The 17,386-nt window shown below is 70.8% G+C and carries 6 protein-coding genes and 1 pseudogene; 3 read left to right on the top strand and 4 right to left on the bottom strand.

Annotated features, from left to right (window positions below; translation table 11 throughout):
* A pseudogene (locus U9979_RS09605) lies at positions 1-729 on the bottom strand (ATP-binding protein); the annotation flags it as partial.
* 491 nt (positions 730-1,220) lie between these two features.
* Positions 1,221-4,121 carry a helix-turn-helix transcriptional regulator gene (locus tag U9979_RS09600; protein WP_322779088.1) on the bottom strand — a complete coding sequence of 967 codons (2,901 nt, stop codon included), beginning with the start codon at positions 4,119-4,121 and terminating at the stop codon, positions 1,221-1,223.
* A gap of 119 nt (positions 4,122-4,240) precedes the next feature.
* On the opposite strand from U9979_RS09600, the gene U9979_RS09595 reads away from it, so the two are divergent.
* Both U9979_RS09595 and U9979_RS09590 read left to right on the top strand, forming a co-directional pair.
* Positions 4,241-8,386 (top strand): hypothetical protein, encoded by a 4,146-nt coding sequence (locus U9979_RS09595; protein WP_322779087.1) that lies wholly within the window; start codon positions 4,241-4,243, stop codon positions 8,384-8,386.
* A gap of 11 nt (positions 8,387-8,397) precedes the next feature.
* The gene (locus tag U9979_RS09590) at positions 8,398-9,363 is read left to right on the top strand and encodes a hypothetical protein (protein WP_322779086.1); all 966 of its coding nucleotides are present in this window, start codon (positions 8,398-8,400) and stop codon (positions 9,361-9,363) included.
* On the opposite strand, the gene U9979_RS09585 is transcribed toward U9979_RS09590, so the two are convergent.
* Together U9979_RS09585 and U9979_RS09580 are read right to left on the bottom strand one after the other, a co-directional pair.
* On the bottom strand, positions 9,305-10,057 hold the full coding sequence (locus tag U9979_RS09585; protein WP_322779085.1) for an alpha-ketoglutarate-dependent dioxygenase AlkB: 753 nt from the start codon (positions 10,055-10,057) through the stop codon (positions 9,305-9,307). The genes U9979_RS09590 and U9979_RS09585 overlap by 59 nt on opposite strands.
* Positions 10,058-10,070: 13 nt before the next feature.
* On the bottom strand, positions 10,071-12,179 hold the full coding sequence (locus tag U9979_RS09580) for a serine/threonine-protein kinase (RefSeq protein WP_322779084.1): 2,109 nt from the start codon (positions 12,177-12,179) through the stop codon (positions 10,071-10,073).
* Between the two features lie 318 nt (positions 12,180-12,497).
* Here U9979_RS09580 and U9979_RS09575 point away from each other — a divergent pair.
* Positions 12,498-17,386 (top strand): TIR domain-containing protein (locus U9979_RS09575; RefSeq protein WP_322779083.1); only part of this gene is annotated, 4,889 nt, incomplete at its 3' end.

Below are 17,386 nucleotides of genomic sequence, written 5' to 3'. Positions count from 1 at the left end.
AGTCAGCTCCACCGCCCGCGCCACCGCCGCCGGGGTGAACACCTGCCCGGTCTCGGCCGTGTGCTGGGCGTACAGCTCCCGGACATCCTCAGCGGTGAAGTCCCCCACCCGCAGCGACTTGAGCTTGATGTTGAAAGGGCTCGCCGTCCCAAGCCGGTTTGGGTCACCACCGCTGGCGACCTTATAGTCGCGCACGTCGCGCAGCCCACACAACGCCACCGAAGCGGGAAACCCATCCGGTCGCTCGTTGAACCCGGCCCGCAACTGGCGCAGCACGCTGATCAGACTCGCACCGCGCAACGCGTCAATCTCATCGAAAAACAGCACCAACGGCCGCGGGCAGACCCACGCCCACCCCGCGAGCGCCTCCGCGAGCATGTTCTCGTCAGGGGCCGCCGGCCAAGGCGGCGGCCGCAGCTCTGCCGGCAGGGCGATCTCGGCCCGGCTTCGCATCGCGCGGAGTACGCCGCGCTGCGCCGCGCCGTAGTCGTCGCCGGCAGCCTCGCCGACCTCACACGAAAAATGCAGCGCCGCGTACACGCCGCCAGCGGTCAACGCGTCCGCAAGAGCCCGCAACGCAGTCGTCTTCCCCGTCTGCCGAGGAGCATGCACCACAAAATAGCCCATCTGATCCACCAGACCGGGCGCTTCGGGCAACCGCGGCAGCGGCGGAACCATGTAGTGGTACGCGGGCAGACACGGCCCCGCCGTGTTGAACCTGCGTCCCATGAGCTAGAACCCTCCGCGACATCGGACGACGACCGTCCCCGCCACTCTACGGTGCACCACGTGTCCCACCGTGTGCCCTGCGTGCCCCGCCGTGTGCCCTGCCAGGCGCTCCGGACGCAGACCCGGCCGAGCGGATACGGCGACTCCGTGACGGTTGCCGCATCCATTGTGAGGAACCCTTGGTGCATGCTGGACCTCGCCGGACAACGTCCGTTCTCCGTCCGTTTCGGCTGGGCTGCGCAAGACCTGGCCGCCCTGGCACATCCGAGCAATGTCATTGTCATCGTGGACGTTCTGCGGTTCACGACGGCGGTGAGCGTTGCGGTCGGCCGAGGAGCCGTGGTCCTGCCTTTCCGGCACCGAGACGTCGCCGCACAGCTTGGTGCCGATCCGGTCGTGCAGGATGGGCACTTAGAGCGACCGGTAATAGGGACGCGGCGTCGCGGGGCTGGGGCACGCTCCTTGATCCACGCCCCTATTGCCGGGCGCTCTTAGGAAACGAAGACGTCGTGCAGCTGCCGGCGGCCGGCGATGCCGAGCTTGCGGTAGGCGCGGGCCAGGTGGGTTTCCACGGTCTTGATGGTGACGAACAGGCCCTGGGCGATCTGGCTGTTGCTGTTGCCGTGGAGGGCGAGCAGGGCGACGCGACGCTCGGCCGGGGTGAGGGCGTCGATACCGGTGACCGCGGTCCGGCGCGGCCGGACGCCGACGGCGTCCAGTTCGGCGCGGGCGCGCTCGGCCAGCGGCCGGGCGTGCATGCGGTCGGCGAGCGCGAGGCCGTGGCGCAGCGGCTGTCGGCACTCCTCGCGTTGCCCGGTGCGCCGCAGGGCCGCTCCCAGGTCCACCAGAGTGATGGCGTGCTCGAGCGCGGCCGGGGTCTCCCGCAGTATGCCTGCCGCCTCGGTCAACAGGGCAATGTCGGGACGGGAACCGGCGACCAGTCCGGCGACGCGTAATGCGGCACCTACGGCCTGTGCCACGCCGGTCTGTCGGGCCCGCTCGACAGCCTGGCCGGCGAGCTGTCGGGCGTGCGCGTGGTCCCCGAGGTGATAGGCGGCGAGCGCCGCAGTGGTCCGCCACGGTAGCAGGCCGGGATGGTCCACGCCGTAGATCTCGTCGAGATGGCGCCCGGCGGCGCAGGCGTCGGCCAGAGCCGCGGCCGGGTCGTGCTCGGCAAGGGCGAGCCGGGCGCGGGCGTGCCGGACGAGAGCGGCGTCCATAGATCCTGCGGTACCGGGGTCAACATGGTTGGCTTGACCGAGCGCCTCGTGGGCGGCGGCACGGTCGCCGCGTTCGAGGTGCACCACAGCGAGCAGAGAGTAGATCCATCCGTCCGAGGCAGTCCAGCCGGCGGTGTGAGCGGTCTGGGCCGCTTCGAGGTCGGCGAGCGCGGCGGTCAGCGCACCCTGCTGGAAGCGGGACAGCGCCCGGTGGTAGCTGGCGCTGGCCTGAGCAAGCAGGTCGCCCCGCTCACGGGCGGTGGCGAGCGCGGCGTCGGCGGCCGCGTCGGCGGCAGCGAGCTCGCCTGCGATGACCAGGGCATGAACCACGAGCCCGATCAAAGCCGCGGGGCTGTCCGGGCCGAGCAAGGGGTCGTCGGCCAACGCGCGGGCGGCCATGTGGCGGACAGCGGACGCCGGGTCGCCTGCCAGCGCAAGCCGGAGCGTGACATGCGCAAGCAGGGGAGGCCGGCTCGGCGGTCGCCCCTGCCGTGCGGCCCGCAGCACGGGGAGCATCCGCCTGTCGGCGTCGGACACCAGGGAAGGGTGGAACATCGCGATCGCGAGATAGCCGGCCAGCAGGTCTTCCCGGGCCGGGTCGTGCGGGTCGAGCAGGTCGAGGGCTTCCCCGCTGGCCGCCGCGGCCCCTGCGGCGTCGCCCCGCGCGTGGCAGATCTGGGCCAGCATGCCCAGGGCGTCCGCGCGGGTCCGGGCCGGCGCGTCGCGGAGCAGCGCGAGCCCCTCCGACAGCGTCGTGTGCGCGGCCGTGTCGCCGCCGGTCAGCTGGGCGCGGGCCAGCTCGATCAGCAGGGCGCCGCGCTGGTGTGGCGGAGCCGGTTCGGCAAGGGCCCGGTCGAGGAGCCTCGCCGCCGCCGCGGGATCACCCCGCGACAGCGCCGGGCCTGCCGCCTCGCGCAGCACCCGGACGACGGCGGTGTCGCCCTCGGGCGCGGCCACGAGAAGATGGCCGGCCACCCGCTCCGCTCCTTCACCCTCGGCGGCGAGGATGTCGGCGGCACGCCGGTGCGCACGGGTACGGGCGAACGCCGGTTGGTCGGCGTACACCGCGGCCCCGACGAGCGGGTGGACAAACGTCAACGGGTCCCCGGGCCGCAGCAGGTGCGCCGTGGCGAGCGCGTCGGCTGCCCGTTCGGCGGCCATCAGGTCCAGAGCGGCGTGGGCTGCGACACGGCGCAGCGGGGTGCCGTCGCCGAGCACCGCGGCCGAGGCGGCCAGCCGGCCGGCGTCGGCCGGTAGGCGAGCCAGTCGTGCCAGCACCGAGCGCACCACCGTGTCGGGCACCAGGCCTGCGACGGAGGCAGCCGCAGGGGTGTCGGCCACGTTCAAGGATTGCACCAGCTCGCCGACAAGGAAGGGGTTGCCACCGCTGGCGTGGGCGACGGCGGCGACGAGCGCACCGTCCGCTGTCGGCAACGCATGAGTCACCAGCCGGCTGACAGCCTCGGCACTCAGCGGTGCGAGTGTCAGCAGCCGCATCTGCGGAACCATCGCCAGCCGGCGCAACGCCGGCGCGTCGGCCCCGGCCTCACCGTCGCGGACGGCGACGACCAGGACGAGGGGGATCCGGTCGGCCCGGTCGGCCAGCATGGTCAGGAAGCGCAATGACGCGGCATCGGCCCACTGCGCGTCGTCGACGGTCAGCAGCACCGGCCGGACCTCGTCCCCGGCCAGATCCCAGCCCGTCAGGTTCGCGGTCAACCAGCACAGGCCCAGCAGCACCGCCTCCGCGTCCGGCGGTGCGGACGCACCGGCGCCGGTTCCGGTAAACAGCGCGGCGGCGGGCGCGGCCAAGCCGGCGAACAGCCTCGCCCGGTCCGTCTGATCCGCGGCCGCCACCGGCGGCGCGAGCAGGTCAACCGCGACACCCAGGGCGACCTGCCGCTCCAGCTCCCGCCCGCGGCCAGCCAGCACCCGTAACCCGCACGAAGCGCCAAAGCTCTCGGCGACGGCGAGCAGCCTCGTCTTGCCCATCCCCGGCGGCCCCTGCACGACCACCGCGCCGGCGCCGCCCCGGCGGGCCGCACCCACCGCGGCCTGCAGGACCGCCACCTCGTCCGCGCGCTCCAGCAGCGGCTCGCCCCACCTGGAGGCCGTCGGATGCAGCGAATCGACGCCAGCTGGTCCGGACGCCCTGGTGCCCCGAGTGTCCACGGCGTGCCTCCCCGTCCCGGTAGCCCCTCCGGCTGGCCGCGCGCAGCTCCGGGTGGCGGCGAAAAATCAGGGTACTCACCCCGATGCCCGCAGGCCCGGCCCCACCGCAGGATGCCCTGGTGACCGATCTCGATCAGCTGCGGCAGCGCCTGGCCGACCTGCTCGCCGGAGCTGGCCCCGCCGGCCAACTCGTGATCTCGGAGACGCTCTTCGGCCCCGCCGACCCCCTGGTCAAAGCCCTGCTCGACACGTACTGCGGCGGCCAGCCGGTCGTCGTCCACGGGGCCGCGCTGGCAGCGCCCGGCGACGGTACGGACGACGTGGTGGTCACCGGCACGACGGACTACCTCAACGTCGACGGCGCGGCGGTCACCGTACGTTTCCGGCCGGCGGGCGCCGGGGTGGCGACGAGGATCCGCGTCGCCCTGCCGGCTACCTGGCGGTTCTCGCAAAGCTTCCCCACACTGCCAATGTCGATCGACTTCCGGGCACCGCTGCACTCCACGCCCAGCCCGCTGCTGGATCTGCTCACGCTGACCGGCGCGGCCTTCGCGCTGTCGACCCACGACCACGTGGACGACGTGCAGGGGGCGTCCCTGCCGGCCGGTCTCGCCTTCGTCGCCCGATTACGGCTGGTCGGGCTCTTCGGCGCGATCGAGCACACGCTCGGTGGCGGGATGGAAGACCTGGTGATCGCCGGTCCCGTCCTGTCCGCGCCGCCGGTGCCCACGACGACGCCGCCGCCGGTGGAGCCCGTCGTGCCCGTCCCGAGCCCGACCCCGCTGCCCGGCATCAACCTGACGGCGGCGCTCGATGTGGCGGCCTCCATCGGCCCGATCTCGCTACGGGACGTAACGCTTGCGCTCTACTGCCCGCCGAACGCCGACTGGCTCGCCCAGCACCCGCAACGGCCACCCGCGGTCTTCTTCGGCGGGAAACTGCAGGTGAGCGACAAGCTTGTCGTCGACGTGTGGGCCGCGCTGCCCCCCGGCGGCGACTCCGTGCTGCTCACCGCCGAGCCCGAAGGCGGCGTCAGCGGAATCGACCTCGGCGATCTCGCCGGACTGCTTGGCGGCGACGAGCTGGCCGGCCAGCTCGGCCAGCAACTTGGCAGCGTCGGCCAGGTCACGCTGCGTACTCTGACGCTCGGCCTGTCCGTCGCGTTGCCCGCGCTCGACGACGTTTCGGTCACGGTGGGTCTGGACGGGGTGCGCTGGGCGCCCTTCGGGAACATCCTCGAAATCATCGATCTTGAGGCGATGGTCACGGCGACCAGCCCGCTCTCGGCGGACCGATCGGTTCAGGTGGTCCTCGTGGGCAGGTTCGCGATCGAGGATGTGCCGTTCACGGCCGTGGTCACCCTGCCGGACTTCACCGTCGCGGCCGACATACACGCGCAACCAACCCTTCCCCTGGCCACCCTGATGCGCACCTACCTGCCGGACGTGCCGCCGGTCGGCGACCTGACGGTGGACCGTCTGCTGCTCGCTGCACGCCCGGGTGACTTCTACACCGTGTCGGCCCGGCTGGCCCCGCGGCCGGCGGCGTGGACGCTGGACCTGGGGCCAGAGAAACTGACGGTCAGTGACGTCGGATTGGCGATCGGCTATACGGCGGGCTCCGGGTTCAGCGGCGCGTTCAGCGGCCGGCTCGCCCTGGCCGGGGTTGACCTCGACGTGGGCTTCCAGGTGCCCGGCCCGTTCGCGCTGCGCGCTGACCTGCCGCGCCTCGGCCTGCGGGCACTCCTCGGCGAGCTCTGCGACCAGCAGATCCCGTGGCCGCCCGGCTTCGACATCGTTCTGGACCATGCGCGGATACGCCTGGACAAGCGCGGCGCCGACCTCGGGCTCATGCTCGGCGCGCAGGTCGAGGGCTTTGGGAGCCTCGCGGTCGACATCCGCCGCGCCGGCACGGGCTGGGGCTTCGCCGCCGGTTTCGCGCTGCCGACCGGTTGGCGGCTCGCGGCGCTGAGCCAGGACCTCGCGCCACTGGACGACGCGTTTCGGTTCACGCGGATGGTGCTGGTCGTCGCCTCGTTCGACGATCCGGCCTTCACCTTCCCCGACCTGTCCGCCTTCGGCGATCCCGCCATCACCACCCCGCGGATCGCCCTGCCCGCGAGTGCCGCACCGGGCGTAAAAGCCGGCGTCAACGTCTTCGCGGAGATGGACGTCGGCGGTGACCGCGGGCTGGAGTTGATTAAGAACAGCCTGCACCTCGACCACGCCACCCTCGACGTCCTGGTGCAGGTCGGTGAGAACCCGGCGAACGTCCTGCTGTCGGCGGGCCTGTCCGGCTCGTTCAACGACAACCTGGCGTTCACCGGCGCGCTGCGTGTGCAACTGGTCGGCGGCTCACCGTCGATCGGCCTGTTCGGCCGGGTGGCGCTGGAGGCGGACGGCCAGCCGCTGGTGTTCACCGCGCAGCTGGACGTCGGCCCGAACGGGGCCCTGCTCGCGGGCACGATGCCGGCGCCCTGGAAGGGAGCGTTCGGCGTCGATGGGCTGACGCTGTCCGACCTCGCCCTGCTCGTCGGTATCAGCTGGGAGCTGATTCCAGCGATCGGCATCGCCGCGACCGTCAGCCTCGGCGCCTTCGCAGGCTCGGCGGCGGTGCTGTTCGACGCCACCGTGCCGTCCAGGAGCCTGCTCGCCGGCAGCGTGTCCGACCTCGGTCTCGACGACGTGGTGGCCACCCTGCTCGGCGGCCAGGTCGAGGTGCCAGCCGAGATCGGCCCGGTGCTCAGTGGCTGCCGTCTGGAAGGGGTGCACCTGTTCGACGTGCCGGCCGCCCTCACCGCCGACTTCGACGGCGCCGCGCTCACGCCGGCGATCACGGCGGCGTTCCTCAGCGCCGGCAAGGTCGCCCTGCCCGCCGCGACGTCGGCGCTCCTGACGGTCGCCGAACCGGGGCGGCGTTGGCACCTGACCGACCGGACGGCCCTGCGGCACTACGGGATCGCGCGGCAGGGCGACGTGCTCGCGGTATCGCTCGACGTCCAGATCTACATCGCGCCGGAGCCGACGATGATCGGGCAGCTGGTGTTCCCGCAGGGCTTCCGGCTCGCGGCGAACCTCGCCGCGTTCGGCTTCGGGGGATCTGTCGACGTGGACGTCGACCCCAACGCCGGTATCGCGCTCGACGCGACGATCAAGCCGATCAGTGTTGACCCGATCTTCGCCCTCACCGGCTCGGGCGGCGAGGGTGGCCCGCGGCTGTCACTCGCCACCTACGACGCCCCGACTGCGGCCGTACGCGGGCCCCACTGCCTGGTCTCCGGCGCGGTGACCATGCTCGGTTTCACCCGGGACGTGGACCTGCGGATCAGCCGCGACGGCTTCACGCTGTCGCTGTCGGCATCGCTGTTCGGCACCTTCGATGCCAACGTGACAGCGAGCTGCCCGTTGCGGAACTTCGCCGCCGCTGACCTGAGCGTCGAGGCGACGATGCACAACGACTTCCTGGACCTCGTACGCACCCGCGGGAGCGCCGCGATCCAGAGCGCCGCCGGGGACGCCACGCGCGCCATCGGTGACGCCCAGCGACAGGTGAACAACGCCCAGGCGAACGTCGGCCGCATCCAGGCCCAGATCGACCCGCAGGTGGCCCAGATCCGGCGGGAGCGCGCGCAAGCCGACAACGCCCTACGGAACGCCCAGGCCGACGTGGACTCGATACAGCGTCAGATCGACGGCGAGCAGCGCACCATCAACGGCCTCAACCACGACATCGACGGCCTCAAAGGCCAGCTCTCCTGGTGGAACGCCAGTTGGATCGGACCACAGATCCTGGACAAGGGCAGGCAGCTCGCCCAGCACCAGATCACCTTCGGCGGCGAACAGGCAACGCTCGGCACCGCCCTGGGAACCCTGCAAGCCTGCCGGGCCGCGGTGACGACCACCCCGATCGAGGCCGACCCGCGGGTCTCAGGACTGTACGCCGAGCTCGGCGTTGCCCAGGGGACGTTCACGGCCGCCCAGGGCGTGCTGACCCAGACCCGGGCCGCCGTGGGCGGGATGGCCGCCGCGGGCACCTGGCTTGCCGACAACGGACCCGACCACCTGCTGGATGTCACCAAGGCGTCGTTCCAGGGCTCGCTCAGGCTGGTGGGCGTCGGGGCGGTGACGATGAGCGTCGCCTACACGCTCATGAACCAGCACGGCGCGGCGGCTGTCGCGTTCGACTTCCATGATGTGGAGAACGGTTTCGTCGCGCTGGTCGACATCCTGAAGCAACAGGCCGGCGCCACGGCGCCCCGCGGTTGAGGAGAGCAGTGATGTACAGCCACGTGCGATTCGTGTTCTACGAGACCGACACCCATCAGCAGTATCGGCCGTCCTGTCTGCCCAAACCGGTCGACTTCGGCACAGAGGCGCGAATCCGAGCACAGTATCTGCTGGAGGTCGCCCGATTCATCGCGAAGAAGATCGCCGACGATCCCGTCACCGTCAACGGGACGGTTCTCAACGTCTTTCTCGCGCCGGAGTTCTACTTCCGCTCGTCGCAGGGCCAGCAGAGCGGACACAACCACTACGGACATTTCGATGTCCAACAGGCCCAGAATTCAATCAAGGATGCGGTCCGCGGTGACAGCCTGTTCAACGACTGGCTACTGGTCCCCGGAACGGCGGTGTACAGCAAGAAGACATTCGACTCCCAGGGATCCTTCAAATACGTCATCTTCAGCGAGGCCTACGCCGTGGCGCGGGTCTCGGCGCAGGTCACGACGGGAAACCAGCTCTTCCACTGGACCTGCATGAAGCAGGACTTCTCCGACGTGGACCATCTCGACAACGACGTCAACGCCATGAGCACAGGCAAGACAAGCGCCCAACACGCCCACCGTCAGATCATCTCCGTTGGTGGCCTCGAAATCGGGATCGAGATCTGTCTGGATCACAGAAGCGAGGTGCTCAAGACCACGGCGGTCGCCCAGCAACCCGCCCGGAACGTGGACATCCAGCTACTGCCCGCCTGTGGGATGGACGCCATCCCGACGAGCGTTGCGGCCCGGACCGGTGGCTACGTGCTGCGGTGCAACGGCAACAACTACCAGCCGCCGCGGGGGAAGGCCTACCAGGTCGGGGCCTGGCCGAACGGGCATCCGACCGCCGGCACCGCCCCGATACTCACGGAGATCGACACCGGGATACTGGTCTACACCCTCCCCAGCACGCTCCAGATCAACCCCAGCCCGTGGATCCCCGACCGGGTGGGATACCTGCGCCCTCAGCCGTTGTGACCGGCCGCCCGGGCTGACCGGCGAGGCCCGTCTCGCGCACCGTGACGCTGAGCCGCCCGTGCCGCATACCCAGCTCGGGCGGGGCGCTGCCCGGCATCGTCCGTGGGACTCCGTGATAGGCCAGCCGGGACGGTCCTCCGAACACGAACAGATCCCCGCTTCGCAACTCAACGTCACGCCACGGGCGGGTGCGCGTATGCGGATTGCCGAACCGAAACACGCACACATTACCAATACTGAAAGAAACCACCGGCGCCATCGTGTGTTCCGCCCGGTCCTGATGAAGACCGAGACGGGCATCGTCGTCGTAATAATTCACGATTGCCGCGTCCGGACAATAGGAAGCCGGCTCGGCGGACACCGTCGGGTCGATACCACTGGCATCGACGACCGCCGCACGCGCCATCTCCACGAGCCATGCCGGCAGCGGCTTGACCGGTGCGCCGTCACCGTCGCTGTCGTCTGCGTACCGGGAATAGCGATAGGGCGACCAGTGCCAGCCGAGGCAGACCGACTCGACCCGCAGCGGCGTTCCGTCCGGCATACGAGGATGGCGCAGACCCGCGGGCGGTGCCGCCCAACGTCGGGCCGCACCAAGCATACGTCGCTGCTCTGCGCTATCGAGCCAGTCCGGCAGGAGAACGGCACCCGGCGCGACCACGGCCGCCGAGCGACCGAAAAGGCCGTCATCCATCGTCGTCCATCGGTCAGTTACCCACCTGCCACAGCCGCACCGTCGCATCGCCGTCGCCGCTGGCCAGAAGCGTCCCAACCGGGGAGAACCCCACCGAGGTCACCCAGCTGCTACCGCTGGTCGGCGGCTGACTGGTCAGCGGCTCGCCGAGCGGACGGGGTGCGGTCGGGTCGGCCACACCCCACAGCCGGACCGTCCCGTCGCCACCCGTGCTCGCCAGGAGCGTCCCATCCGGGGAGAACGCCACCGACCGCACCCAGCTGGTCTGGCCGGTCAGCGGCGGGCCGAGTGGGTGGGGCGCGGTCAGGTCGGCCACGTCCCACAGCCGCACCGTCCCGTCGTCACCCGCGCTGGCCAGTAACCTCCCCGTCGGGGCGAACGCCACTGACCGTACCTTGCCGACCTGGCCGACCTGGCCGGTCAACGGCTGGCCGAGCGGACGCGGGACGGCCGGGTCTGCGGGGCCGGCCGGGTCGGCCACATCCCACAGCCGCACGGTGCCATCCCAGCTGGCGCTGGCAAGCGTGCGCCCGTCCGGGGAGAACGCCACCGACTCCACGGCGTCGGTGTGGCCGACCAGTGGCCCGCCCAACAGGTGGGCGGCGACCCGATCGGACACGTCCCACAGTCGCACCGTGTGGTCGAAGCCAGCGCTGGCAAGCGTCCGCCCGTCCGGGGCGAACACCACCGACCACACCGCACCGGTATGGCCGACCAGCGGCTTGCCGAGCGGGCGGGGGACGGTCGGGTCGGTGAGGTCCCACAGCCGCACCGTCCAGTCCTCGCCGGCGGTGGCCAGCGTCCGCCCGTCCGGGGAGAACGCGACCGCGTACACCCCACCGGTGTGCCCGGTCAAGGGCTGGCCGAGCGCGCGGTGAGCGGTCGGCACGGTGACATCCCACAGCCGTACCGTGCCGTCGCCACCGGCGCTGGCAAGCGTCCGCCTGTCCGGGGAGAAGGCCACCGACCGCACCTCGCCGGTGTGGCCGGTCAGCGGCGGGTCGAGTGCCCGGAAGGTGGGAACCGGCGTCGGCGGTATGGACGTGGAGGGGACCGGCACAGGTGGGACGGCGATCGGAGGCCGGGGCGCCAGGGCGACGTAGGCAAGGACTGCGCCGACCAGGAACAGCGCGACAACGGCAACCGCAACGAGGATACGGCGGCGCAGGATCGGGTCGTCAGGATCCGGCCCTGATTCGCGCACCGTCGGGGACGGTGCCGGCGGGATGGCCACGGACAGCTGGTCGGCGGCGGCGCGGACGTCGTCGTCGAGCCGGAGCACGATGCCGGAGCGAGCGGTCCACCCCGGGCCGTATGCGGTCGCCGCGGCGCGAGCCAGGTCGAGGGCGAAGGCGTGCGCGGAAGGCTGGCGGGCTTTCGGGTCGTTGGCCAGCGCACGCATGATCACATCGGCGATCGGTGCGGGCACCCCGGCCGGCGGTGGGGGGACAGTGCCGAGGTGGTGCTGTGGGTGCACATCTGACGGCAGGCTCGGGTCGAAGGGCGGCGTCCCGCTCAGCAGGTGGTAGAGCACGATCCCGAGGGCGTACAGGTCGGTGCCCGGTCCCAGCCGACCGCCGGTGATCTGCTGCTCGGGGGCCATGTACCGCGGAGTCCCGACAACCGCACTGGCCGCGACCGCCGATCCTGCCACGATCTTCGCGATACCGAAGTCGGTGACTTTGACCAGGCCGCCGGCGTCAAACAGGATGTTGTCCGGTTTGATGTCGCGGTGCAGGACGTCCCGGCCGTGGGTGTAGGACAGCGCCGCGGCAACCGCCAAGCCGACCGCGCAGGCGGCCTGCGGGGACATGCCGGCCCGGCGGCGGGTCAGCGTCCCCCCGCCCAACCTCTCCATGACGATCAGGTGCAGATCGTCGTCGGCGACGTAGTCGTGGACCCGCACCACATGTGGATGATCAAGGGCGGCGAGCAGCTGCGCTTCCGCCGCGAACCCCGCGGTCGCGTCGTCGAGATCCGCTACCAGAATCTTGATCGCAACGTCACGGTTCAGCCGACGGTGCCGGCCGGCCAGCACCAACCCGAACGTGCCCCAGCCGAGGACCTCGCCCAGCTCGTAGCCGGGTAGTGCCGCGGCGACCCGCGCCGGGTCAAACGGCATGTACCGACGGTCGACGGATCCCCGCGACCCCCGCCCCTACCAGCACAGATCCGCTCATCGTCTCCCCTGCACGCATCCCCCCCGGGTGCGCTGCGCCGATCCTACCCATCGGCCCCGGCCCCGGCCCCGGCCCCAGCCCCGACCCCGACCCCGACCCCCGGTCACCGGTCACCGTCCGCCGGTCACCGTCCGCCGTCGTGAAACCCGGTTGGCGCCGACCCGACACAGAGCCGCAGCGATGCGCCGGACGGAAATGCCGGCCGGGCACCGGGCACGCCCGACGACCGCAGTGGGCGCGTATCGTGACATTCTTTACCCATGGTTGACGGGGGCGGGGTCACCGACACAGCGGCGTCCGATGACGGCGGTCGCTACGACTTCTTCGTCAGTTGCACCGGCGTGGACGCCGCCTGGGCGGCGTGGATCGCGTGGCAGCTTGAGGCACGGGTGCGGTTCGGCGAGCGGTCCGCGCGGGTGTTCGTGCAGGCATGGGACCTCGTCCCGGGCACGAACTGGGCGACCAGCATGCACCGCACGCTGCAGACCTCGGCCAGAGTGGTGCCTGTCCTGTCCCCCACTTATCTGGCCGACTCCCGGTACGGCAACGCCGAGTGGCTGGCGATCTGGCCGGACGACCCCGAGGGGCTCGACCGCCGGATCGTGCCCGTCCGGGTCGCGGACTGCCAGCCCGAGGGTCTGCTGCGGTCGATCACCTACATCGACCTACTCGGCCACGACGAGACGGCCGCCGCCGACACGCTGCTGGCGGGGATCACCGGCTCCGTCACGGGTCGGGCGAAGCCCCCCGTCACCCCGCCGTTCCCCGGCGCGGCCGCACGACCCGCATTCCCGGGATCGAATGGGCAACCGGGTTTCCCCGGACCTGTCAGCGCGGTCACGGTGCTGCACATCTCCGACACCCAGTTCGGGGCGCACCACGTGCGCGGCAATACCGGGCTGACCGAGGCGGACCGCGCCCGCTCGTCCCTGTTCGGGCGGCTGCACGACGATCTGCGAGACCGTGCCGACATCGACGGCCTGCGACCGGATCTCGTCGTGGTCACCGGCGACCTGACCCAGAGCGGCACGAAGAGCGAGTTCGACCAAGCGTACGACTTCCTCGTCGCGCTGGCGGAGCGCCTGGAACTCGACCGGAACCAGTTCGCGATCATACCCGGCAACCACGACGTCAACGGCAAGCTTTGCAACGCCTACTTTCTGCAGCGCGAAGCGGCCGACGAGGCTCCCCTCCCACCGTACTGGCCGAAGTGGGACTTCTTCGACGCCCTGCTCGGGCGGTTCTACGGCACCAATGCCGTGATTGGCTTCGCTGTCGGCGCGGAATGGTCGCTGATCGAGATCCCCGACCGCAAAGTCGTCGTGGCCGGACTGAACTCCACCATGGCCGAGACGCACAAGGAGCACTACGGCTGGCTCGGGGAACACCAGCTCCGTACCGTCGCCGACGGGCTGCGCCGCTACGAGCGGGACGGCTGGCTGCGGATCGGCGCCGTGCACCACCACCCGATCCGCGGCGCCACCTCCGATGACGAGAACCTGCGCGACGCCGACGACCTGGACCGCATCCTCGGCCCGCACCTGAACCTGCTACTGCACGGCCACACCCACAACGGGCGGGCGAACTGGCTACCGTCCGGGCTGCCGATCATCTCCACCGGCAGTGCCGCGGTCGACACACCTGCCCGTCCGGCTGCGATGCCCAACCGGTACCAGCTGATCCGGATCGACCGGGACGGGTTCACCCGCTATGCCCGCCGCTACGAGCCCGATCAGAAACGCTGGACCGGGGACCTGCGCATCGACCCAGCCGGTAACTACTGGTGGCTACACACACCGAGCGCGTTCCGATCGGTCCACGCGGCGTTCCCGACCACACCCGGGAATAACGGAGATATATCGGACCAGCCGCCCCTGCCACCCGACACGCTGGACGAGATCGCGGAGGTGGCCCGCCTGCGCCACCCGGACGCGACGGTCACGCGGATCGAGGCGTCCGGCGAGCGGCCCGCCCACCTGCGGGTGCGGCGGGCCGAGGGCCAGGTGGTGGAACAGCGGGTGATCGGTCTGGTCGACGGCACGGTGGACGCGGCGGCGGTCGACGAATTCGCCAGGACGGTCCGGGAGCCGTACCTGGCCGCCTTCCCCAGCCTGTTCACCGACCTCATCTACACCGGCGGGACACAGGCCACCCCCGAGCTGGTCGACCACGCCGAGCGGCAGGGTGTGCGACTGCTGAGCATGCCCGAATACCAGGGTGTGCTGGACCTGCGCGGCTACGTCACGCGGCAGACGGCCCGGCTGCGCGCCGACCCGGACTACCCACCCGAGCTGTATGTGCCACAGCACATCCGCCGAATCGACCGCACCACCCGCACCCGCACCGGCACGGCCGCCGCAACCGGCCCCGCTCTCGACCAGATCATCGAATGGCTGACCACCGACGAAGCCCGCTTCATCCTCGTACTCGCCGACTCCGGACACGGCAAAACCTTCCTCACCCACGAACTCGCCCTGGCCTTACCCCACCACCTCCCACACGTCGACCCGATGCTGATCGAGTTACGACAACTGGAGAAGTCACTCGAGCTCGACCGGCTCATCGCCCAACATCTGGCGGACTCCCAGATCCGCCAGATGAACCTGGACGCGTTCGGCTACATGCTCACCCAGGGCCGCCTCGTGTTGATCTTTGATGGCTTCGACGAACTCGCCGCCCGCGTCACCTACGAACGCGCGGTCGCACACCTCGACACCCTGCTGACCGCCCTCGACAACCGGGTCGACTCCGACAGCGGGACCATGATTACCAGCCGGGCGAAGATCGTCGTGACAAGCCGGGCCGAGTTCTTCCTCACGGACGACGAGGTCCTGAAAAAGACCGGCGAAAAGGTCGAACGGACGCTCGGCCGGTTCATCGTCCGGCTCGCGGATTTCACCCCCGAACAGATCCATGACTTCCTCGTCGGACGCTTCACACGGGCGCTGTCGGTGGAGTTTCCCGACACCGATGCCCGCCGGGCCGAGGCACACCGGCAGGCGACAGCCCGCCTCGAGCTGATCCGGGGCGTGCGGGACCTCCTCGGCCTGGCACATAACCCGCGACTGTTGTCCTTCATCGCCGAGCTGGACGAGGACCGGCTACGCGCAGCCCGCCAACGTGGCGACAAGGTCACCGCGGCTGACCTGTACCGGGAGTTGGTCGGTCAATGGCTGACCTACGAGCACACTCGGTCACCAGAACTGACTGTCGGCGAACGGGAGTTCGCCGTCACCGAGCTGGCCGTGGCCATGTGGCGCGACGGCGCGGCGTTCATCGACGTGACCAGACTGACCGAGATCGCAGCCGAGGTGCTCCGATCGATGCGCGACCCCCGGGGCCTCACCCCGGCCGAGACCGCCCTGCTGCTCGGTTCGGGTACGGCACTACGCCGCGATGCCGACGGCCGGTTCTCCTTCATCTCCTGGTCGGTGATGGAGTACCTGGTCGCCGCCGACATCGCCCGCCGACTCACTGCGCCGACCGGCCGTACCGGCCATTCCGGTGATCTGCTCGCAGCGCAGATCATGTCGGAGCTGATGGCCGACTTCTTCGCAGACCTGGCTGGCCGGGACGAGGCGGCCCGCTGGGCGCAGGACACCGTCGACGACGCGGACGCGCCCACAGTGGCCAAGGCGAACGCGGAGCTGGTCGCACGCCGGCTGAACATCCCACTACGGACCGGGGCGAAGTTCGCCGGTACCGATCTCGCCGGCTACGACCTCGCCGGCCGAGACCTGCGCGATGCCGACCTGCGCCGGGCAAACCTCACCGACGCCCGGCTCGACCACGCCGACCTACGCGGCGCCAACCTACGCGATGCCATCCTCACCGGCGCCTCCCTGACGGCGACCGCACTGACCGGCGCGGACCTGACCAGGGCGAACCTGACCGGCGCGACGGTCCGCGACGGCAGCGCAGACCGGCTGACAGCACGGCACGCCGACCTCGACAGCATCCAGCTCATCGGTGGGACGCTGCGCGGGCTCGACCTGGCGGGCGCCTCGATGCGGGGGGCGCGGGTGACCGGTGCCGGGCTCACCGGAGTGGACCTGACCGGTGCGGACCTGCGTGGTGCCCGCGTCATCGACACGGACCTGACCGGTGCGGTGCTGACGGGTAGCCGGTGGTCACGGGCAGGGGTTCTCGGTAGCCAGCTCGGTTCCGCCCGGGACGCACCCGAGCTGGCCGCGGCGGCGGTCGCCGGGCGGGATCCCGCGCAGGCGATGCTGCGGTCGGCGGCCTCACCGCAGTACGCGGTCGCGTTCTCCCCGGACGGCACCATGATCGCCTCTGGGGGTAGGGACAGTGCGGTGCGGCTGTGGGATGCTGCGACCGGCCGACAGCTGCGCACCCTCATGGGCCACACCGGCCCGGTGTTGTCGGTGTGCTTCTCCCCGGATGGCACCATGATTGCCTCTGGGTCGGACGATCACATGGTCCGGCTGTGGGACACCACCACCGGCACCGAACGTCGCTCCCTGACCGGCCACACCGCTCGGGTGTGGTCGGTGGGATTTTCCCCGGACGGCACCATGATCGCCTCCGGGGGGTACGACTGCACGGTCCGACTGTGGGACACCACCACCGGCCAGCACCTGCGCGCCCTGATCGGCCGCACCGACTGGGTCTCGTCGGTGGGGTTCTCCCCGGACGGCACCATGATCGCCGCGGGAGGGAACGACCGCATGGTCCGACTATGGGACACAACCACCGGCCGCGAACTACCCGCCCTGATCGGCCACATCGGCCCGGTGTCGTCGGTGGGGTTCTCCCCGGACGGCACCATGATCGCCGCGGGAGGAGACGACGGCGACGTTCAGCTGTGGGACACCACCACCGGCCGCGAACTACGAGCTCTGACCGACCATACCGGCCCGGTGTGGTCGGTGGGGTTCTCCCCGGACAGCACCATGATCGCCTCCGGATCAGGCGACCGCACGGTCCGACTGTGGGACACCACCACCGGCCGGCAGCTGCGCACCCTCGCCGGCCACACCAATCGGGTGCGGTCGGTGGAATTCGCCCCGGACAGCTCCATGATCGTTTCCGGGTCGGACGACGGTACGATCCGACTGTGGGACACCACCACCGGCCGACAGCCGTGCACCCTGACCGGCCACAACGACTCGGTGCGGTCGGTGGAATT

This window comes from Protofrankia sp. Cas4 (genome assembly GCF_963555915.1).
Taxonomy (GTDB): Bacteria; Actinomycetota; Actinomycetes; order Frankiales; family Frankiaceae; genus Protofrankia.
The sequence above is the reverse complement of the archived record's forward strand: the minus strand, read 5'-3'. Positions and strand labels throughout refer to the sequence as shown.